The 19,883-nt window shown below is 63.2% G+C and carries 16 protein-coding genes and 1 pseudogene; 4 read left to right on the forward strand and 13 right to left on the reverse strand.

Features of this window, described 5'->3' with window-relative positions; all coding sequences use genetic code 11:
• Positions 1 to 87: 87 nt before the first annotated feature.
• Positions 88 to 1,236 (reverse strand): acyl-CoA dehydrogenase family protein, encoded by a 1,149-nt coding sequence (locus tag VC212_RS00705; RefSeq protein WP_115553455.1) that lies wholly within the window; start codon positions 1,234 to 1,236, stop codon positions 88 to 90.
• Positions 1,237 to 1,359: 123 nt separating this feature from the next.
• Between VC212_RS00705 and VC212_RS00710 the strand changes: the two genes are divergently transcribed.
• Positions 1,360 to 2,352, forward strand: coding sequence for a metalloregulator ArsR/SmtB family transcription factor (locus tag VC212_RS00710; RefSeq protein ID WP_311238731.1), 993 nt, complete (start codon positions 1,360 to 1,362; stop codon positions 2,350 to 2,352).
• The gene (locus VC212_RS00715) at positions 2,352 to 3,491 is read left to right on the forward strand and encodes a homocysteine S-methyltransferase family protein (RefSeq protein WP_055844791.1); all 1,140 of its coding nucleotides are present in this window, start codon (positions 2,352 to 2,354) and stop codon (positions 3,489 to 3,491) included. Before VC212_RS00710 ends, VC212_RS00715 begins: the two co-directional genes overlap by 1 nt.
• 16 nt (positions 3,492 to 3,507) lie before the next feature.
• On the opposite strand, the gene VC212_RS00720 is transcribed toward VC212_RS00715, so the two are convergent.
• Positions 3,508 to 3,918 (reverse strand): hypothetical protein, encoded by a 411-nt coding sequence (locus VC212_RS00720; protein ID WP_323514284.1) that lies wholly within the window; start codon positions 3,916 to 3,918, stop codon positions 3,508 to 3,510.
• On the opposite strand from VC212_RS00720, the gene metH reads away from it, so the two are divergent.
• Positions 3,856 to 6,753, forward strand: coding sequence for a methionine synthase (metH, locus tag VC212_RS00725; protein ID WP_323514072.1), 2,898 nt, complete (start codon positions 3,856 to 3,858; stop codon positions 6,751 to 6,753). The two genes, VC212_RS00720 and metH, sit on opposite strands and share 63 nt — an antisense overlap.
• 373 nt (positions 6,754 to 7,126) lie before the next feature.
• On the opposite strand, the gene VC212_RS00730 is transcribed toward metH, so the two are convergent.
• From VC212_RS00730 to VC212_RS00780, 11 genes and pseudogenes are all read right to left on the reverse strand, one after another.
• Positions 7,127 to 8,332: an AGE family epimerase/isomerase gene (locus VC212_RS00730; protein ID WP_115561764.1), complete on the reverse strand. Its 1,206-nt coding sequence runs from the start codon at positions 8,330 to 8,332 to the stop codon at positions 7,127 to 7,129.
• Positions 8,329 to 9,315: a carbohydrate kinase gene (locus VC212_RS00735; RefSeq protein ID WP_323514073.1), complete on the reverse strand. Its 987-nt coding sequence runs from the start codon at positions 9,313 to 9,315 to the stop codon at positions 8,329 to 8,331. The genes VC212_RS00730 and VC212_RS00735 overlap by 4 nt, the downstream gene beginning before the upstream one ends.
• Positions 9,312 to 10,622, reverse strand: coding sequence for an L-fucose:H+ symporter permease (gene fucP / locus VC212_RS00740; protein ID WP_323514074.1), 1,311 nt, complete (start codon positions 10,620 to 10,622; stop codon positions 9,312 to 9,314). The genes VC212_RS00735 and fucP overlap by 4 nt, the downstream gene beginning before the upstream one ends.
• A gap of 13 nt (positions 10,623 to 10,635) precedes the next feature.
• Positions 10,636 to 11,721 (reverse strand): annotated as a pseudogene (locus VC212_RS00745) (LacI family DNA-binding transcriptional regulator); the annotation flags it as partial.
• A gap of 503 nt (positions 11,722 to 12,224) precedes the next feature.
• Positions 12,225 to 13,076: a transporter gene (locus VC212_RS00750; protein WP_323514267.1), complete on the reverse strand. Its 852-nt coding sequence runs from the start codon at positions 13,074 to 13,076 to the stop codon at positions 12,225 to 12,227.
• A 114-nt stretch (positions 13,077 to 13,190) separates the two neighbouring features.
• Complete coding sequence (locus tag VC212_RS00755) at positions 13,191 to 15,281, reverse strand: acyltransferase family protein (RefSeq protein WP_323514075.1); 2,091 nt, start codon at positions 15,279 to 15,281, stop codon at positions 13,191 to 13,193.
• A gap of 240 nt (positions 15,282 to 15,521) precedes the next feature.
• Complete coding sequence (locus VC212_RS00760; RefSeq protein ID WP_323514076.1) at positions 15,522 to 16,259, reverse strand: DUF2058 family protein; 738 nt, start codon at positions 16,257 to 16,259, stop codon at positions 15,522 to 15,524.
• 18 nt (positions 16,260 to 16,277) lie between these two features.
• Positions 16,278 to 16,514 (reverse strand): SlyX family protein, encoded by a 237-nt coding sequence (locus VC212_RS00765; RefSeq protein WP_024939344.1) that lies wholly within the window; start codon positions 16,512 to 16,514, stop codon positions 16,278 to 16,280.
• Entirely contained in the window at positions 16,507 to 17,853 is a 1,347-nt protein-coding gene (locus VC212_RS00770) for a UDP-glucose/GDP-mannose dehydrogenase family protein (RefSeq protein ID WP_323514077.1), read from the reverse strand. Before VC212_RS00770 ends, VC212_RS00765 begins: the two co-directional genes overlap by 8 nt.
• A gap of 24 nt (positions 17,854 to 17,877) precedes the next feature.
• Positions 17,878 to 18,849 (reverse strand): FKBP-type peptidyl-prolyl cis-trans isomerase, encoded by a 972-nt coding sequence (locus VC212_RS00775; protein ID WP_323514078.1) that lies wholly within the window; start codon positions 18,847 to 18,849, stop codon positions 17,878 to 17,880.
• A 90-nt stretch (positions 18,850 to 18,939) separates the two neighbouring features.
• Positions 18,940 to 19,497: a glutathione peroxidase gene (locus tag VC212_RS00780; RefSeq protein WP_115512068.1), complete on the reverse strand. Its 558-nt coding sequence runs from the start codon at positions 19,495 to 19,497 to the stop codon at positions 18,940 to 18,942.
• 135 nt (positions 19,498 to 19,632) lie between these two features.
• On the opposite strand from VC212_RS00780, the gene VC212_RS00785 reads away from it, so the two are divergent.
• The gene (locus VC212_RS00785; protein WP_055844822.1) at positions 19,633 to 19,881 is read left to right on the forward strand and encodes a hypothetical protein; all 249 of its coding nucleotides are present in this window, start codon (positions 19,633 to 19,635) and stop codon (positions 19,879 to 19,881) included.
• Positions 19,882 to 19,883: the final 2 nt, after the last annotated feature.

Genomic DNA, 19,883 nt, shown 5'->3' on the forward strand with positions numbered 1-19,883 from the left:
GTGCCTTCGTAGATCTCGGTGATCTTGGCATCGCGGAGAGCGTTCCAGCGTTACCGCAGCTGCGGCAGCGCTGGAGTGCGGACGACCTCAGCGCAGCCCGGTTTCCCCGCGCGCGATCACCAGGCGTTGAATTTCAGACGTTCCTTCGTAGATTTCCGTGATCTTGGCATCGCGAAAGTAGCGCTCCAACGGCATCTCTTTCGAGTAACCCATGCCGCCGTGGATCTGCACCGCCTGGTGGGTGATCCACATTGCCGCTTCCGAGGCGGTGAGCTTGGCGACCGCCGCTTCGGTGCCGAACTTCTTGCCCTGCCCCTTGAGCCAGGCCGCGCGCAGCGTCAACAACAACGCCGCATCCAACTTGCACTTCATGTCGGCGATCTTGGCCTGGGTCATCTGGAAGGTGCCGATGGCCGCGCCGAAGGCCTTGCGCTCCTTGACGTACGTAAGCGTGGCTTCATACGCGGCGCGCGCAATGCCGACCGCTTGCGAGGCAATCCCGATGCGCCCGGCATCGAGCACGCTCATCGCCGTCTTGAAGCCTTCGCCTTCCACGCCCAGCACCTCGTCCGGCTGCGCCACATAGTCGGCGAACTCGATCTCGCAAGTGGCCGAGGCGCGAATGCCCAGCTTGGGCTCGGTCTTGCCGCGATGAAAGCCCGGTTTGTCGGTGTCGACCATAAAGGCAGTAATGCCGCGCGAGCCCTTGTCAGGCTCGGTCACCGCAAACAACACGATGTACTTGGCCACCGGGCCGGAGGTGATCCAGCTCTTCTTGCCGTTGATGACAAAGCTGCCATCGGCCTGCTTGACCGCGCGGCAGCGCATCGCCGATGCATCCGAGCCGGACTGCGGTTCGGTCAGCGCAAATGCGCCGATATGCGTGCCTTCGGCAATCGCGCGCACGTACAGCTGCTTCTGCGCCTCGCTGCCGTTCTTCAGGATGCCGGTGCAGAACAGCGAGTTGTTGACCGACATGATGGTGGAGTGCGCGCCGTCGCCGGCCGCGATCTCGATCATCGCCAGTGCGTAGCTGATCGGGTCCATGCCGGCACCGCCGTACTCGGCCGGCACTTCGATGCCCATCAGGCCGTTTTCGCCCAGCAGCCGGATGTTTTCCAGCGGGAACTCGCCACTGCGATCGAACTGCTCGGCGCTGGGGGCGATCTTTTCCTGGGCGATCCGGCGGGCCACGTCCTGGATCATCAGTTGCTCTTCGGTAAAGCTGAAATCCACGTTCGACCCCTTCCGGTTATTGACTGAGCGGCCATTGTAGCCACAACCATTCGCATGCGTATGTAGTTGACCCCACACCCCGCCGGGCCGAAAATATCTCCATATCGCGATATAGAGATATTCATGGATCTGGAAGACTGGTCGGCGCGCCTGAAAGTGTTTGCCGACGCCACCCGGGTACGCCTGCTGGCGCTGCTGGAACAGGAAGAACTCACCGTGGCCGAGCTGTCGGCCATCACCCGTCTGGCCCAGCCGCGCGTGTCCACCCATCTGGCCAAGCTCAAGGAAGCCGGGCTGGTGCGCGACCGACGCGCCGGCGTGTCGGCGTATTACCGCTTCGACGAAGTGTCGCTGGACCCGGCCCAGCGTGCGCTGTGGCTGGCGCTGAGCACGGGCAGCGACGACCCGCTGCTGCGCCAGGATGCCGAGCGCGTGGCGGCCGTGTTGGCCAACCGCGCCGCCGACCAGAACTGGGCCGATTCGGTGGCCGGCGACATGGAGCGGCACTACTCGCCCGGTCGCACCTGGGAAGCGCTGGCGCGTACCGCCCTGCCCTTGCTGGAAACCGGCGACGTGCTCGACATCGCCTCCGGCGACGGCGTGCTGGCTGAACTGGTCGCCCCGCACGCCACCCGCTACATCTGTATCGACACCAGCGCACGCGTGGTCGCCGCTGCCAGCGAGCGCCTGCGCAAACTGCGCAACGTGGAAGTGCGCGAAGGCGACATGCATGCGCTGCCCTTCCCCGATGCCAGCTTCGACCTGGTGGTTCTGATGCACGCGCTGACCTATGCCGCAAAACCGGCGCAAGCGGTGGCCGAGTCCGCACGCGTGTTGCGCCCCGGCGGGCGCTTGCTGCTGTGCAGCCTGGCCAAACACGAACACCGCGCGGCCGTGCACGCCTATGGCCACGTCAATCTCGGGTTTGCCGCCAAGGAACTGCGCAAGTTCGTCGAAAAAGCCGGGCTGGATGTGTCCAGCCTGGAGACGGTGACGCGCGAAAAACGCCCGCCCCATTTCGAAGTGATCTCGTTGATTGCGATGAAGCCGGGAGTCGGAAGTCGGGAATCGGGATTGGTTGAAAACAACAACACGAGTGCGCGGAGAACTGGCTGATGACATCCCTGCCAATCGCAAATTCCGAACCGCTAATCCCGTTCTCGTTGCCGTGGCTGCGCCCGGACCGTGCAGCCAAGCTCACTGCCGCGCTGCGCGAACGCATCCTCATCATCGATGGCGCGATGGGCACCATGATCCAGCGCCACGATCTGCAGGAAACCGATTATCGCGGCACACGGTTTGCCGAGGGCTACGACAGCGCGCATGTGCATGGCCCGGGCTGCGATCACGCCCACACGCAGGAAGGTCACGATCTGAAAGGCAACAACGATCTGCTGTTGCTGACCCGCCCCGAGATCATCGCCGGCATCCACCGCGCCTATCTGGATGCCGGTGCCGACCTGCTGGAAACCAACACGTTCAACGCCACCTCGGTCAGCCAGGCCGACTATCACCTGGAACACGTGGTGTACGAATTGAACAAGGCCGGCGCGCAAGTGGCGCGCGAATGCTGCGATGCCGTCGAAGCGCTCACGCCGCACAAACCGCGCTTTGTGATCGGCGTGCTCGGCCCCACCAGCCGCACGGCGTCGATCAGCCCGGACGTCAACGATCCCGGCTACCGCAACACCAGTTTCGATGCATTGCGCGAGACCTACCGCGAGGCTGTCGAAGGCTTGATCGACGGCGGCGCCGACACGCTGATGGTGGAGACCATCTTCGACACGCTCAATGCCAAGGCCGCGCTGTACGCGATCGAAGAAGTCTTCGAAGCACGCGGCGGGCGCTTGCCGGTGATGGTCTCCGGCACCATTACCGATGCGTCCGGTCGCACGCTGTCCGGGCAGACTGCCGAAGCGTTCTACGCCTCGGTTGCGCACGGGCGGCCGCTGTCGGTGGGCCTGAATTGCGCGCTGGGCGCCAAGGATCTGCGCCCACATGTGGAAACGCTGGCGCAGATCGCCGACGCCTATGTCAGCGCGCATCCGAACGCCGGGTTGCCGAATGCATTCGGCGAATACGACGAAACGCCCGAGGAAATGGCCGAGACGCTGCGCGAATTTGCCCAGTCCGGCTTGCTGAATCTGGTTGGCGGTTGCTGCGGTACATCGCCGGACCACATCCGCGCAATTGCCGAAGCGGTAGCGGATCTGCCGCCGCGGCAGTTGCCGGGTGCGCAGGAGCTGGCAGCGTGATGCAGCACGTGGGCCCTCATCCGGCGCTGCGCGCCACCTTCTCCCGCACGCGGGAGAAGGACAGCACATCGCTCCGCACGTGGACGAAAGCTCCCTTCTCCCGCACGCGGGAGAAGCACGGCACATTGCTCTGCACATGGACGAAAGCTCCCTTCTCCCGCGCGCCGGAGAAGCACGGCACATTACTCCGCACGTGGACAAAAGCTCCCTTCTCCCGCACGCCGGAGAAGCACGACACATTGCTCCGCACGTGGATGAAAGCTCCCTTCTCCCGCACGCGGGAGAAGCACGGCACATTACTCGGCACATGGACGAAAGCCCCCTTCTCCCGCACGCGGGAGAAGGACAGCACATTACTCAGCACATGGACGAAAGCCCCCTTCTCCCGCGCGCGGGAGAAGGTGCCCGAAGGGCGGATGAGGGCCATCTCGGTCCGCGCCCTGCCGACCGCCAACTATCATCGCCTCGACTGGACATTCGCCACGTCCGACGCCCGCCAGAGCATCGCATGAGCACTCCCCGCTACACCCGCCTGTCGGGCCTGGAACCGCTGGTCATCACGCCGGACCTATTGTTCGTCAACGTCGGCGAGCGCACCAACGTCACCGGCAGCGCGCAATTCCGCAAGCTGATCAAGGAAGAGCGTTACGAAGAAGCCGTGGACGTGGCGCGCCAGCAGGTTGCCAATGGCGCGCAGATCCTCGACGTCAACATGGACGAGGGCCTGATCGATTCCGAAAAAGCGATGACGCGCTTTCTCAATCTGATCATGTCCGAGCCGGATATCGCGCGTATTCCGGTGATGGTGGATTCGTCCAAATGGACGGTGATCGAAGCTGGCTTGAAGTGCCTGCAAGGCAAGAGCGTGGTCAACTCGATTTCGTTGAAAGAAGGCGAAGCGCTCTTTATCGAACAGGCACGCAAGGTGCTGCGGTATGGCGCCGCCGCCGTGGTCATGGCCTTCGATGAAGTAGGCCAGGCCGACACCTGCGCACGCAAGGTGGAAATCTGCACGCGCGCCTACAAGGTGCTGACCGAGCAAGTGGGTTTTCCACCGGAAGACATCATCTTCGACCCGAACATCTTTGCCGTGGCCACCGGCATCGAGGAGCACGACAACTACGCAGTGGACTTCATCGAGGCGACCCGCGAAATCAAACGCACGCTGCCGCATTGCCACATCTCCGGCGGCGTATCGAATGTGTCGTTCTCCTTCCGCGGCAACGAGATGGTGCGTCAGGCGATTCACTCGGTGTTTCTGTTCCATGCGATCAAGGCCGGCATGGACATGGGCATCGTCAATGCCGGTGGCATGCCGATCTACGACGAGCTGGACCCGGACCTGCGCGAGCGCGTGGAAGACGTCATCCTCAATCGCCGCAAGGATGGTACCGAGCGGCTGCTAGAAATCGCCGAACGCTACAAAGGCAGCAAGGGTGCGGCCAAGGTCGAGGACCTTGCCTGGCGCGACAAACCGGTGCGTGCACGCCTGGCGCATGCGCTGGTGCATGGCATCGATGCCTATGTGGAAACCGACACCGAAGAAGCGCGCCAGCAATCGACACGCCCGCTGGATGTGATCGAAGGCCCGCTGATGGACGGCATGAACGTGGTCGGTGACCTGTTCGGTGCCGGCAAGATGTTCCTGCCGCAGGTGGTCAAATCCGCGCGCGTGATGAAAAAGGCCGTGGCCTATCTGCTGCCGTACATCGAAGCGGAAAAACTGCGCACCGGCGACGTTGGCAAGTCCAACGGCAAGATCATCATGGCCACCGTGAAAGGCGATGTGCACGACATCGGCAAGAACATCGTCGGCGTGGTGTTGGCGTGCAACAACTTCGACGTAGTGGACCTGGGCGTGATGGTGTCTGCGCAGGTGATCCTGGACCGTGCGCGCGAAGAAAATGCGGATCTGATCGGGTTGTCCGGCTTGATTACGCCCTCGCTGGAAGAAATGTCGCATGTGGCGCGCGAAATGCAGCGACAAGGTTTTGAGATTCCGTTGTTGATCGGTGGCGCCACCACCTCGCGCGCGCACACCGCGCTGAAGATCGACCCGCATTACGCCGCACCCACGGTCTGGGTGAAGGATGCCTCGCGTGCGGTAGGCGTTGCGCAATCGCTGATTTCGCGCGACCTGCGTCAGGCCTTCGTCGCTGCCAACGAGGCCGACTACGCCGAGATCCGCGCACGCCATCGCAACCGTGGCGATGCAAAACGGCTGGTGTCGTTGGAAAAGGCACGCGCCCAGCGTTTCGATGGCGATTGGGCTAACTACACACCGCCCACTCCGCGTCAGCCTGGCCTGCACGTCTTCGACGATTACCCGTTGCAAGAGTTGATCGAGCTGATCGACTGGACGCCGTTCTTCCAGGCCTGGGAGCTGGCCGGTAAATTTCCGGCCATCCTCAGCGACGAGATCGTCGGCACCCAGGCCAGCGAGCTGTATCGCGACGCGCGACGTATGCTCAAGCAAATCGTCGACGAAAAATGGCTCACCGCCAAGGCGGTGTTTGGGCTGTGGCCGGCCAATGCAGTAGGCGATGATGTTGTTATGCTGACCGAGCCTGCGGAATCGGGAATCGGGAATCGGGAATCGCAAGGCGATGCATCGGCGCCCGACCATTCCCGATTCTCCATTCCCCATTCCCTGCATTTTTTGCGTCAGCAAGTCGACAAACCCGTCGACCGTCCCGACTTCTGCCTGGCCGATTTCATCGCGCCCAAGAGCAGCGGCAAGCAGGACTGGATCGGCGGGTTTGCGGTCACTGCCGGCATCGGCATCGACCCGCATGTTGCGCGCTTTGAAGCGGCGCACGACGACTACAACTCAATCCTGCTCAAGGCATTGGCCGATCGCCTGGCCGAGGCACTGGCCGAGCGCCTGCATCAGCGTGTGCGCACCGAGTTCTGGGGATACATCGACAACGAAGAGCTCGACAACGAGGCCTTGATTGCCGAACGCTATCGCGGCATTCGCCCGGCACCCGGTTACCCCGCATGCCCGGAACACAGCGAAAAACGCACGCTGTTCGATCTACTCAATGCCGAACGCAACACGGACATGTCGCTCACCGAGAGCTTTGCGATGCTGCCCACTGCGGCGGTGTCCGGGTATTACTTCAGCCATCCCAAGAGCCAGTACTTCGTGGTCGGGCGGCTGGGCAAGGAACAGGTCGCCGACTACGCCAAACGCAAGGGCATCACGCTGGCATTGGCCGAACGCTGGCTGGCATCGAATCTGGATTACGACCCGGAGTAACACCGGGCCGGCATCGCCATAAGCAGCCAACCCAACAACGTAGGAGCGCACCCGGGCGCGACAAGGCTTTAACGATAAAACCCCATCGCGCCCAGGTGCGCTCCTACATCACGGCGCAGCCGCACATAGACGGCCGCGCCCTGTCACACCGGCATCAAACTGCTGGGCGCAACACATTCAACACGCTGTAGGACGCACACATGGTGCGGCACCCGAATAACACCGGGCCAGCATCACCGCAAGCAGCGACCAACCAACGTAGGAGCGCACCCGGGCGCGACAAGGCTTTACCGATAAAGCCCCATCGCGCCCGGGTGCGCTCCTACATCACGGCGCGGCCGCACATAGACGGCCGCGCCCTGCTACACCCGCATCAAACTGCTGGACGCAACACGTTCAACACTTCGTAGCACGCGCCCATGGTGTGGTAATCGGTCTTGCCGGCCGGGCTCTTCTCGTCGCTGTACTTGCGGTTATCCGCATCCAGAATGCGATACCACGCGCCGTAGCGGTGGTCGACCATGTGGGTCCAGGAGTACTCCCACAGCTTGTCGTACCACTGCCAGTAGCGCGCATCGCCACTGCGCTGCGCCAACAAGGCCGCTGCAGCCAACGACTCGGCCTGCACCCAGAAATACTTGTCGTCATCGCACACCTGCCCGTCGGGTGCGAAGCCGTAATACAGCCCGCCGCGCTGCGCATCCCAGGAGCGATCCACCGCAACATCGAACAGATGCTGCGCAGTCGGCAACAACCAGTCTGTCGGCGCGTAGCGATCCAGCAGCATCAGCAGCTTGGCCCACTCGGTCTGGTGACCCGGCTGGAAGCCCCAGGGGCGGAACAAATGCTTGGGGTTATCGCGGTTGTAGTCCCAGTCGATGTTCCATTGCGGGTCATAGTGCTCCCACACCAACCCATCGGCCTTGGCCGCCTGGCGCCGGGTCATGGTGTCGGCCAGTTGCAGCGCACGATCCAGATAGCGCTGCTCGCCGCTGGCCTCGTAGGCGGCGATCATCGCCTCGCACATGTGCATGTTGGCGTTCTGGCCGCGGTAGCGGGTGAAGTTGAACTGCGCATCGGCCTCATCGCGATACAGGCCGAATTCCGCTTCCCAGAAGTACTTTTCCAGCAGCTGCCAGGTTTCGTCCATCCATTCGCGCGCTTCGGCAATACCGGCTTTCAGGCCGCACGAATACGCCAGCAGCACGAACGCCACGCCGTAGCAGTGGTTCATGTCGTCTTCGACCACGCCATCGCGCAGCGTCCACGCATACCCGCCAGTGGCAGCATTGCGGTGCACGTTGCGCAGATACTCCAGGCCGTGACGCACCGCTTGCAGATACTCGGCATTGCCGAATTCGCGGTACGCCATCGCGTAGTTAAAGACGAAGCGCGTGCTGCTCACCAGATGCCGGTGGCCGGCATCGTAGATGCTGCCGTCATCCTTGAAATACTGGAAGAAGCCACCGGCCGGGTCGATCGCGCGCGGGTGATAGAACGCCATGGTGTCGGCAATATGCTGGCGCAACACATCGGCCGAGCGGAAATCGGGAGCGGGAGATGCGGGCAACGGGCTCATGCTTGTTCCTGGATCAGAGAATGGACTTCATCGATGCTGGGCATCGCGGCGAACGCGCCTTTGCGCGTCACTGCAAGTGCACCGACAGCGGCGGCGAAACGAATCACCTGCGTCATCGCCGCAGCATCGCCGCACAGGTGTTCAAGCGTGCTCGCACGTGCGGCCAGCTGATACAGCAGACCACCGACGAACGCATCGCCAGCCGCGGTGCTGTCGCGCACCTGCACAGTGAACGCCGGCACCTGGCCGGAATCCACCCGTGTCTGCCAATGCACCGGGCCACCGCCGTCGGTAATCAGCAGCCAGCGCGCGTTGCCCTGCCACAGCTTCTGCGTCACCGCGCTGGCGTCGCTATGCAAGGTGCCGGCCAGATACTCCAGTTCTTCGCGCGAGAGCTTGACCACGTCGGCCAGCGCCAACGCTTCCCACAGCAGCGCAGCCGGGTCCACATCCTGCGGCCACAGCATCGGGCGCAGATTGAGGTCCAGGCTGACGATGGCGCCGTCGGCACGCGCGCGGCGCATGCCGTCCAGCGTGCATTGCGCGATCGCATCCTCGGTCATGCTGTTGGAGCACACGTGCAGCACCGCTGCCTGCGCAAACCCATCGGCGGCAAAGTGCTCCGGACGGAACAGCAGGTCCGCTGCCGGTGGCCGGTAGAAGCTAAAACTGCGCTCGCCGGCGTCGTCCAGCGCCACAAACGCCAGCGCGGTCTTGGCTTCATCGGTGCGCACGATGCCATCGGTGACAACGCCGGCCTGCTGCAGACTCTGCAACAGGAAATCGCCAAACATGTCGCGCCCGAGCATGCCCACAAAATGCGCAGCGCCGCCGAGCTTTGCCACCGCAACCGCCACGTTGGCCGGCGCACCGCCGGCATATTGCGCGAAGGTGCGCGCGTCATCGGTGCTGGCCTGCGGCAAGGCCAACATGTCGATCAAGGCTTCGCCGAAGCAAACCACCTGGTTCTTGGCGGCACTCATGCGCGCGCCTCCGCCAGTGCGCCGCGCAAACGCGAGCCCCAGATGCCGTAAAACACGATGTACAGGTAGCACACCAGCGGCAGCACGAACGACTCATGCAGGCCGATGCGATCCGCCAGCAGGCCCTGCAGATACGGCACGATCGCGCCACCCACAATGGCCATGATCAACAGGCTGGATGCGCGCCCGGTCAGCGGACCGAGCCGCTCGATGCCCAGGGTAAAGATGGTCGGGAACATGATCGAGTTGAACAGCCCGATCGCCACCAGCGCATACACCGCCAGCATGCCGCCACTGACCATGGTCAGGCCCAGCAGCAAGGCGTTGATCCCCGCAAATACCGACAGCAGCACGCGTGGCGACAGCTTGGCCAACAACGCCGAACCGATGAAGCGGCCGATCATCGCCAAGGTCCAGTACGCCGACACATAGGTGGTCGCCTCGCGCTCGGTGAACCCGCCGATCTCAGGCAACGAGAAGTAATTGACCATCAGGCTGCCGATCGCCACTTCTGCGCCGACATAGAAGAAGATCGCCAGCACACCGAAACGCACATGCGGGTGACGCAGCGCATCCAATAGCGAATGCTTGCTCTCTTCCTTCTGCGCGCCGGCATCGGTCAACGTGGGCAGACGGAACAGAAACACGAAGATCGCCAGCAAAAACAGCACCACGCCCAGCCCGATGTAGGGGCCTTGCACGGCCTGCGCTTCCTGCACGCGATAGGCCAGCTGCTCGGCCTCCGGCAACGCCTTGAGCTGATCGCCACTCATCACGGTGTTGGAGAGGATCAACCAGCCGCCCAGCAGCGGCGCAATCGCGGTCCCCAGCGAATTGAGCGCCTGCGCCAGGGTCAGCCGGCTGGAGGCACTGCGCTCCGGACCCAGCAACGCGACATACGGGTTTGCCGCCACTTGCAGGATGGTGATGCCGGTGGCAAGCACGAACAACGCCCCCAGAAATGCGCCATACACGCGTAGTTCCGCCGCAGGCCAGAAACCCAGCGCACCGACCGCCGCCACCGCCAGCCCAGCGACGATGCCCTGCTTGTAGCCCAGGCGATTGACCAGCCAACCGGCCGGCAACGACATCAGGAAGTACGCACCGAAGAAGGTGAACTGCACCAGCATCGCCTGCGCAAAGTTCAGCTCGAACACCGCCTTCAGATGCGGAATCAGGATGTCGTTGAGGCAGGTGAGAAAGCCCCACATGAAAAAGATCGTGGTGACCACCGACAACGCGACGCCGTTGTTGACGGGCGCCTTGTTGCCGCTTGGCACAGTGGATTGCGTGGAAAGGGAAACCATAGGAGTTGCCTGGTCAGCGGCCTGAGGCCTTGGTGGGGGAATGGGCGGGAGAATCGCTTACGGGATGTTGCGAAGACACAGAGAAGTGTGAGGGCGCGCAGGCGCTACTCGCGCGGACCTTCAGCGCCACTGCAGCGGTCAGCCGCTGCGACGCCAGGTCCGGGCTGCCGATGCGCTGCAGCACCAGCTGCGCCGCTTGCCGGCCGCGCGCACGCGGATCGGCCGCCAGCGTGGTCAACGGCGGGGTAAACAAGGCGGCTTCGGCAATATCGTCGAAGCCGGTCACCGCGAAGTCGCGGCCCGGAACGATCCCATGCATCGCCAGCGCGGCCATCAGGCCAAGCGCAACGCTGTCGTTGTAGCAAACCGCCGCGGTCACGGCCTGGTCGGCGTTGTCGAGCATGCGCGTGCCACACAGTGCGGCGTCCTGACGATTGGGTGCCGACTCGACGCACTGCACCGCCAGACCCGCACCGGACATCGCACGCGTATAGCCGGCACGACGCTGCCGGCACGAGCTGGATTCGGCATGACCGCCGAAAAAAACGATGTGCCGATGACCTTGTTCAATCAGATGCATGCAGGCCAGAAACGCGCCCTGTTCGTTGTCCAGCGCCAACAGGTCCCAGCCGGCGCCTTCCACTTCGCGATTGAACAACACCACGTTGCGCTGGCGGCCCAGCACCTGCGCCAAGGCCTGCGCCTGGCTGCCCTCGGCGGGCGACAGGATGATCCCGGCCGGCGTGTGCTCCATCAACGAGGTCAGCACCGCCTGCTGACGCTGCGTGGACTCGCCGGTACTACCCAGCAGCGTCACATAGCCGGCCGCGCCCAATGCTTCGTCGACCCCTGCTGCAAACTCCGCGAAAAACGGGTTGGACAGATCATTGATGACCAGCGCGATGCTGGACGAGGTGCGCTGGCGCAGATTGGCCGCGGCCCGGTTGTAGACGTAGTTTTGCCGATCCAGCTCGGCTTCCACCCGCGCGCGCGTGCTGGCATGCACCAGCGGGCTGCCGCGCAGCACCAGCGACACGGTTGCGCGCGAGACGCCGATTGCGCCTGCGATGTCGCGCAGCGTCACCGCGCCACGCCGTGCCGGGCGTACTTCGCCAGCCTCCGGCGCAGCCGAGGCCTGTTTGGGACGCGTCAAGCGCTGGGACCCGCTGAGTGAAAAACGCGCATGTAATGGACTGGAATTGGATCGATCCAATTAAGCCTTTTCCCGCCATTCAATGCATGCGGCAGTGCAGCATGAGCAGAACAAAATCCAGCGGCGCAACTGTGGCGGTCATTGGCACAGAGCCGCATCGGTCGAGATAAAAAGCTTACTGCAGCTTCTGGCAACCGCGGCGTGCCGTTGCGATGTGTGGATGGAACGCGCGTCGCTCCGTGCGCCCCGCCCCGCTCCACGCGCGTCGATTGATCACCCACACGTCTAACCGACCGCAGTGACGTGCAGTCAAGCGATCTGCTGCGGTCACGCAAGCGTTTGAAATCCAAGCGACCGCGCCGTTACCCCAGCAACGCCAATATGGGGGCGCCGCAACGCCAGGACTCGCGCCTCGCTGTTGCACGCGTGCCTGGGCTGCTATTGACCCGTTACTGAAACGCGATCGACAAGCCGATCCCGCCCTGCCAATCCGGGCTTTCCGAGGTCAGCCCGCGCAGCACCGAAACATCCAGCTGCATTGCGTGCGGCAGTTGCCAGGCACCGCCGGCGCCCGCCACACGCGAATGCTCGCTGCCGGTATCCAGGCCAGCTTCCACATAACTGCTGAAATGCTCGCCCGAAAAGAACGTGTAGTTGGGCGAAAACGTCCAGGTGTGCCCGTCGTTATCGCGTGCGTAATTGACGTACAACGCCAGCGCGCGCTGCTGCGAAAGATCCCACGATGCAGTCACCCCGAGCTCGCGCGAATAGCCATCGCTGAAGGCAGGGCTGCCGGTCGGCACGTGATAGGTGCCCAGTGCCGCCCAATGGAAACTCTCCGAACGCGACGGCAAGGCGACCTTCAACCCGACCTGGCTGTCGCCACCGCCGTGTGTGCGCGCACCACCGTGCTGCCAGTTGTAACTGTCGCTGCCCAGTTGCAGCTCCACATGCTCGGATACTCCCAGACGCAACACCGTGTCGGCGGTATACAGCGTCGTGCGCTGACCATCGGCACGGTCGGTACTCGCATCCGGCAAGCCCTGCTCCCAGGCGAATGCGCCAGGCCGCAGCACCTCGGCAGCGAACGGGATACCGGGACGGTCGAACGCCGGGGCGTCTTCCGACTGCGCAAATGCCTGCGGACTGGCCAGGCATAGCGCCAACACCGCTCCGGCCAATGCCAGGTGTCGACCTGCCTGTAGCCGCAGAACGTTGAACGCAGCAGCGTGCATCAAAGACGCCTGCAAAATGGCATGAGCTTGCGTGGAGTTTGAAGACATGGACATATGCGGCACCATCGGCAGGAAGTGAGCGACAACGCAGCTGACCTTATGCCCGACTGCGTCGACCGGCAACGGCGTGCATGGTGCCGTGCCTGCCGTGACCGGCCTGTCTATCGCTGCCTGATCCGGTTAGTGCGTTGGCGCCTGCGCCGGTAAGCCACGCAGATGCGCAGCGAAGCTGGGCAGCAGCACACGATTGCCGTAGCCGCTCAGGTGGTCTGCATCGAAGAACAGCGGTCGGCCATGCCGGGTCGGCGCGCACGTCTGCGCATCGCACAGCAGTGGCAGCGGGTCCCAGACACTGGCGCCGCCCAGCGCTGCGGCAATGCGATGCACACCGTCCAGTGCCGGCGCGCGGTACCGCTCCATGACGGCTCGCTCAATCTGCATGCCGTTGGCGCATACCGCGTTGTGGCGATTGAACCAATCCGAGCATCGGTACGGCGGTGCCCTGAGCACAGGCTTGGGCGCCTCGAACACGATCCGCACGCCCCGCGCCTGCACCGGCGCCAGCAGAGCGATGGTTGCGGCAACACTCGCATCACGCTCGCGTTGCGCCTGTTCGCTCTGCAACGTAGCGACATTGGCATCCAGATCGAACAGGGCGTCCTGCTCGGCCAGACGCGGCACACGCAACCCTGGCAGAAACAGCACATCGCCAGGATGTACGTTGGCGATCACATCTTCCAGCGCGGCGTGCACGAACTCCTCGCACCCGGGCACTTTCACGCCAGGTTGCATCGAAGCGACCGAACAACCGGCGACCCCGTATATGCGGACGCTGCCACCTTCGACCACTGGAAAGCGTCGCAGCATTTCGTTGTAGGCCAGCGCATGCGAATCGCCTATCACAAAGACCTGCCGTCCCGTCTTAGCCGGTCGCGTGCACTGCCCGCGCGCGAAAATCCGCACCGGCTGCCCGTTGACCAATGCATTGCTCGCCAGCAGGCGGCAGTCCGGAAATTCCTTGCGCAGGCCACGGGCATAGGCATACCAATCCTGCGGATGCCTGCTGACCACACTCCACGAGGCGTACGGCGCGGACTTGATCAGCAGCGATTGCACGCCAGCGGCCAGCACCAGCGCGCCGATGCCGATCGCCACAACGCGCATGTTCGAGCGACCGCTCAGGCGACGTGTGCGCCACGGCAACTCCACCCAACGATACGACGCCACCGCACATGCGAACGTCAAGGCTAGCGCCGCAAGTTTGGCGCTGGCCGATTCCAACCCGACGGTCCACCGCAACAGCACCAGAACCGGCCAGTGCCACAGATACAGCGAATACGAGATGCGGCCGATCGCCACCATTGGCCTGGCGGACAGGACGCGCCCCGCCCAGCCGTCGGCGTGTCGATGCAACAACGCCAGCAAGGCCAGCGTGCCCAGCACCGGCCAAAGCCCGTCGCTCCACGGCGAATGGCCGGGGCGCGCATTCCACAAGCCATTTCCGATGCTGGCCAACGCCAGCACCAACAGCAGCGTGCGCAGTTCAGCCGGCATCGCGATGCCGGTGGCAAACAGATGGCGTCCTTCGCGGCGCCCGAGAAGTGTCATGCCTTGATACAACAGCACGCCCGCACCCAGTTGCCAGAAACGCGTAGTCGTCAGATAAAACGATGTGACTTCATGCCCCGGCACATGCGTGCGCTGCCACGCGTACCCGAGCGAGGCCGCACTGGCGAGCGCGAACACGCCCAGCGACCAGAAGCGCCCTGCACCGCCGCGCATCCACGCCAGAAACATCCACGGAAACAGCAGATAGAACTGCTCTTCGACGCCGAGCGACCATGTTTGCGTGTACGGATTGAACTCTGCGCGCGGCGAAAAATAATCCTGCCCCACGCTGGCAAGCACCCAGTTGCTCAAACCGAACAGGGCCATGATCCCGGTCTTGGTGCTGGATTCGCTTAGCCACGACTCGGGGATGAACACCATCGAGAACAGCGCAGTGGCCACCAGACATGCCAGCAGCGCGGGCGCGATACGCCGCAAGCGACGCGCATAGAAGCGGACAAGTTCTGCCGCAACCGACACGCGAGGCAGCCGATCGACCGAGGCGCTGACCACAAACCCGGAGATAACGAAGAAGATGTCGACACCGGTGAAGCCACCGGGCAACCAGCTCGCGTCTAGGTGGTAGGCGATGACCGACAGCACGGCCAGCGCACGCAAGCCGTCGATATGTGCGAAATAACCGTTCCCTATCTGCGCGCGCATCATCCTGATTCCTGAAAAGCGGTGCCAGGCCATATTGCCGGGCAAATTTATGAGCGACCGCCCCGTGGGAACGCAGCCGCAGGCAGATCGGTGACCGCGCCATGCGTCGCGACGACGATGTCGTGCATGCGATCAGATATCAGCTGTGCTCATTTCGTCACACTGCAGCAACTTGGTCGCACTCAATACAGGGGCACCCGAAAGGTGTCCGATTTTTCAAATCACCAGTGGATTGCGGTGTTACCAGACCAGATCGTCGGGCACCTGATATTGGGGATCGGCGTACGGGTCGTCGCCTGCCGGCGCATTCGGGTCCACCTTCAGGGCCACCGACGGTGCGAACACGGATTCGGCTTCGGCGAGCACCTGCGCGGTCACCAGCAGATAGCGCCCATTGAGTTGCAGCACGCCCAGCTCGCCGGCATTGAGTGCCTTGAGCTGATCGGCGGTGACATAGATGCGCTTGATCTTGCCGCCATACGGGAAATGCCGGGCGATGTCGGCATCGGCATGGTTCAAGCCCTTGTCCTTGAGCAGCTCCTCGAGCTTAGCCTTGGCTTCGCGACGCAGGCGTGCTTCTTCCTGCTTTAGGCGCTCGGCTTCGATGCGCTCGTCTTTTTCGCGCTGCGCACGGATCGCATAGGCCTTGGCCAGGTCGATGTCCTCGCGCGTACGCGCCGGCCTGGGGCCACGCCGGTCGGCATTGGACTGTTGGGGGCGTGGCGACGCTGCCGGCTTGCCATCGTGGCGCCGGTCGGGCCTGCCATCGCTTTTGCGTTCGCTGGTTGCATCGGTCGCCGCAGCGGCGTGTGGCCGCTGCGGTCCCCTGCCCTGGCCACCCGGCCTGTTGCCGCCGGGTGCGGGCTTGCCACCGTTGCCATGGTGACGCGCGGCAGGCCGTGCGTCGGGTTTGCGTTCGGGCTTGGGGGCGGACTTGAAGCCCAGGCCAAGCAACTGGTCACGTAAGGTATCGCTCATGGCGGTGGCAATCTGCAATCAATAGTGCGGAGGCGGCGGTTCGTCCGCTGCATCGGCAAACAACGTGGAGCGCACCTTGCCCAGATCCTCGAGCAGGTGGCGGATCAGCTCGGCATTGCGGGCACCCGTCAAACGGGCGTCCGCAAGTGCTTCACTCAGTTCGTTGAGCGCCTGCTCCTGGAAGGAGAGGCGCGTTTCCAGTTCCACCAACCGCGCGTCCAGTTCCTGGTCGCGCGGCGAGAGTTGCTCATGCATGCAACGAACGGCCTCGTCCGATGGCGTAGTAAGCAAGACCGGCGGCTTCAATTTCCTGCGGGTCATACAGGTTGCGGCCGTCGAACACGACGTCGTCCTTCAATGCCTGCTTGATCTTGCCGAAATCCGGACTACGGAACTGCTTCCACTCGGTGACAACAACCAGTGCGTCGGCACCTTCCAGTGCAGTAAAGGCTTCGTCGCAGAAGGTCAGGTCGTCGCGCTCGCCGAAGATGCGCTTCGCCTCGTGCGTGGCTTCCGGGTCGTAGGCGCGCACGGTGGCACCGGCTTCCCACAACTGCGCCATCAGACGACGGCTGGAGGCCGCACGCATGTCGTCGGTATTGGGCTTGAACGCCAGGCCCCACACCGCGAAGGTCTTGCCGGCGATGCTGCCGCCTTCGCCACCGTAATGACGCTGCACCAGTTCGAACAGGTGACCCTTCTGCGCGTTGTTGACGCTTTCCACCGCGTTGAGCAGGGTCGGCTGCATCCCGTACTGCTCTGCGGTCTTGGCAAGCGCCTGCACGTCCTTCGGGAAGCACGAGCCGCCGTAACCAGCACCGGGATAGATGAAGTGCCAGCCAATGCGCGGATCAGAGCCGATCCCGTTACGCACGTGCTCGACGTCCGCACCGACACGCTCGGCGATATTGGCGATCTCGTTCATGAAACTGATCTTGGTCGCCAGCATCGCGTTGGCCGCGTACTTGGTGAGCTCGGCCGAGCGCACGTCCATTTCCACGATGCGATCGCGGTTGCGATTGAACGGGGCATACAGACGACGCATGCGTGCGATCGCAGCCGGCTTCTTGGCGCCGATCACGATCCGGTCCGGACGCATGCAGTCGGCCACCGCATCGCCTTCCTTCAGGAACTCGGGGTTGGAGACGACATCGAATTCGTGGTCCACGCCACGTGCGTCCAGCTCTTCCTGGATCGCCGCGCGCACCTTGTCGGCGGTCCCGACCGGCACCGTTGACTTGTTGACCACGACCGACGGGCCATCGATATGGCGACCGACAGTGCGTGCAACCGCCAGCACGTACTGCAGGTCGGCACTGCCATCTTCGTCCGGCGGCGTGCCCACAGCGATAAAGGTGATTTCGCCGTGCGCAATCGCCTCGGCGGCGTCGCTGGTGAAGCGCAACCGGCCAGAGGCATGGTTGGCTTTCACCATCGGCTCCAAGCCGGGTTCGTAGATGGGAATCACCCCACGATTGAGACCATCAACTTTCGCCTGGTCGATATCCACGCAGATAACGTGATGACCTACTTCCGCCAGACAGGTACCGGTGACAAGACCAACATAGCCGGTACCAAAGATCGCAACTCGCATGGGTGGGGGTACTCCTGTGGGGGATCAGGGAAGGATACCCATCAGTTCGACATCGAACGTCAACGTTGCGTCCGGTCCGATCGGCCCCCCTTGCGTGCCGTTCGGGCCATAGGCCAAGTTGGATGGAATCCAGAAACGATATTTCGAACCGACCGGCATCAATGCGACGCCCTCGGTCCAACCGGGAATGACTTGATCCAGACCGAACTCGGCCGGCTGGCCGCGCTGGTACGAACTGTCGAAGACCTGCCCGTCGAGCAGCTTGCCTTCGTAGTTCACACGGACCTTGTTGGTCCGCATCGGGCGCTCGCCGCTGCCCTGGCGCAGCACCATGTACTGCAGGCCGGACGCGGTGGTGATCACGCCTTTCTCGGTTTTATTCTTGGCGAGGAAGGCATTGCCGTCTTCGCGATTCTTGGCGCCGGCAGCGCCCTGCTTGGCAGAGGCAAAGGCCTGCATGGTGGCGGCCGCTTCCTGCTGGGTCAGACGCGTGGTGCCCTTGGAGAACACGGTACGCACCGCTTCCATCAGGGTCGACAGATCGATCTCGTCCTTGATGCCGGCCAGCGACGGACCAACCGCACGGTCGCCCAGCATCAAGCCGACATTTTCCTTGGACGGGGTGGCCGGCGCGGAGCCTGGCGCCATGCCCGGCACCTGCTGACCATTGCGGGCAGCCAGCGCGGTGCGCAATGCGGTATCGGTCGCCTGAGTCTGCTCATCGGACAACAGCGGCTTGCCACCCTTGAATGCATTTTCGATGGCGCGTTGCATCGCGCTCAGATCGATGTCCTGGGCAATCGGCTCGAACGAGCGCGCTACATCCATACCGATGGCGTAGCTGACGTTGTCGCGCGTGCTTTTCTCAGACGATGCATTCAAAACTGGCTTCTCCTTGGTGGCCGCTGCGGCCGGTTGCTGCGACATCGCCGGCATCGAAGCCGTCATTGCCACCATCAGTAGCGACGCCGCCGCGCCGCGCTTTCCCATCTTCATTCGATGCACTTCCCGAAAGTGAAAAGACACGCCACCGACGGCGCTGAACACGCATTGTCGCATGCGCACGCGGCGTTGCGAGAGCCGCGCTCAGCGCGACGGCGCAGTGAGCTCGCGTTCGATCGCTGCCAGCACGCTCGGATCGTCCGGTTTGATCTTGCTGGGGAACTGCGCTACCACGCGCCCGTCGCGTGCAATCAAATACTTGTGGAAGTTCCAACCCGGCGCCACGCCCGTTGCCTGCGTCAAGCGCTGATACAGCGGCGTCGCTTCTTTGCCCAGCACATGCACCTTCTCAAACATCGGGAACTTGACGCCATAGGTCAGCGTGCAGAATTCCTGGATCTGCTTCTCAGATCCGGGTTCCTGTCCCTGGAAATCGTTGGATGGAAAGCCCAGCACCGCAAACCCGCGGCTGGCAAAGCGCTGGTTGAGCGCTTCCAGACCTTCGTACTGCGGTGTGTAGCCGCATTTGCTGGCGGTATTGACCACCATCACTACCTTGCCGCCGTAACTCCGGTTCAGGTTGATTGGCGCTTTGCCGGCCAACGGGCGGTAGTCCAGATCCAGCAGCGGCGCCCCGGCGGCCATCGCCGAGCTTGCAAAAAAGCCAGCGAATACAACGACCAATAGACGTTTCAGCAGCATTGGAAGTTCCTCGAAGGTGATTTGGCACCCCGGTCTGCGTGGGGTGCCATCAGTTGGGTATGACAGACAGTTGACTGCCTGCGTGTCGGTGTTATAGTTGAATACAACACCAGTCATCCAACGCAGGGGGAAAGCATGAACAGCACACGTGTCACGCGACCAGTTCCGCTGTTGCTGTTCGGCAGCACCCTGTTTGCCATTGGTTGGCTGGGAGCCGCTTCCAGTCAGGTCACGGAGTCCGGCGCCGATTATGGCGTGTCGGAGGCGGTTACGGAAAACGCGACAACTCCCCCCGAGGAGCGCACCCGGCCTGGCCGGCACCTGCGCGCTTCGCTGTCGATGCCCTATTTCTCCTTCGCGCAGGTTCTGCGCCCACGGAGCTGATC

The sequence above is a fragment of the Xanthomonas sp. WHRI 8932A genome (genome assembly GCF_035012785.1).
Lineage (GTDB): Bacteria > Pseudomonadota > Gammaproteobacteria > Xanthomonadales > Xanthomonadaceae > Xanthomonas.

Coding starts and splice junctions, on each gene's coding strand:
- VC212_RS00710 (WP_311238731.1), top strand. CDS start 1,360: ATGGATCTGGAAGACTGGTCGGCGCGCCTGAAAGTGTTTGCCGACGCC.
- VC212_RS00715 (WP_055844791.1), top strand. CDS start 2,352: ATGACATCCCTGCCAATCGCAAATTCCGAACCGCTAATCCCGTTCTCG.
- metH (WP_323514072.1), top strand. CDS start 3,856: ATGGACGAAAGCCCCCTTCTCCCGCGCGCGGGAGAAGGTGCCCGAAGG.
- VC212_RS00720 (WP_323514284.1), bottom strand. CDS start 3,918: ATGGCCCTCATCCGCCCTTCGGGCACCTTCTCCCGCGCGCGGGAGAAG.
- VC212_RS00730 (WP_115561764.1), bottom strand. CDS start 8,332: ATGAGCCCGTTGCCCGCATCTCCCGCTCCCGATTTCCGCTCGGCCGAT.
- VC212_RS00735 (WP_323514073.1), bottom strand. CDS start 9,315: ATGAGTGCCGCCAAGAACCAGGTGGTTTGCTTCGGCGAAGCCTTGATC.
- fucP (WP_323514074.1), bottom strand. CDS start 10,622: ATGGTTTCCCTTTCCACGCAATCCACTGTGCCAAGCGGCAACAAGGCG.
- VC212_RS00750 (WP_323514267.1), bottom strand. CDS start 13,076: ATGGTGCCGCATATGTCCATGTCTTCAAACTCCACGCAAGCTCATGCC.
- VC212_RS00755 (WP_323514075.1), bottom strand. CDS start 15,281: ATGCGCGCGCAGATAGGGAACGGTTATTTCGCACATATCGACGGCTTG.
- VC212_RS00760 (WP_323514076.1), bottom strand. CDS start 16,259: ATGAGCGATACCTTACGTGACCAGTTGCTTGGCCTGGGCTTCAAGTCC.
- VC212_RS00765 (WP_024939344.1), bottom strand. CDS start 16,514: ATGCATGAGCAACTCTCGCCGCGCGACCAGGAACTGGACGCGCGGTTG.
- VC212_RS00770 (WP_323514077.1), bottom strand. CDS start 17,853: ATGCGAGTTGCGATCTTTGGTACCGGCTATGTTGGTCTTGTCACCGGT.
- VC212_RS00775 (WP_323514078.1), bottom strand. CDS start 18,849: ATGAAGATGGGAAAGCGCGGCGCGGCGGCGTCGCTACTGATGGTGGCA.
- VC212_RS00780 (WP_115512068.1), bottom strand. CDS start 19,497: ATGCTGCTGAAACGTCTATTGGTCGTTGTATTCGCTGGCTTTTTTGCA.
- VC212_RS00785 (WP_055844822.1), top strand. CDS start 19,633: ATGAACAGCACACGTGTCACGCGACCAGTTCCGCTGTTGCTGTTCGGC.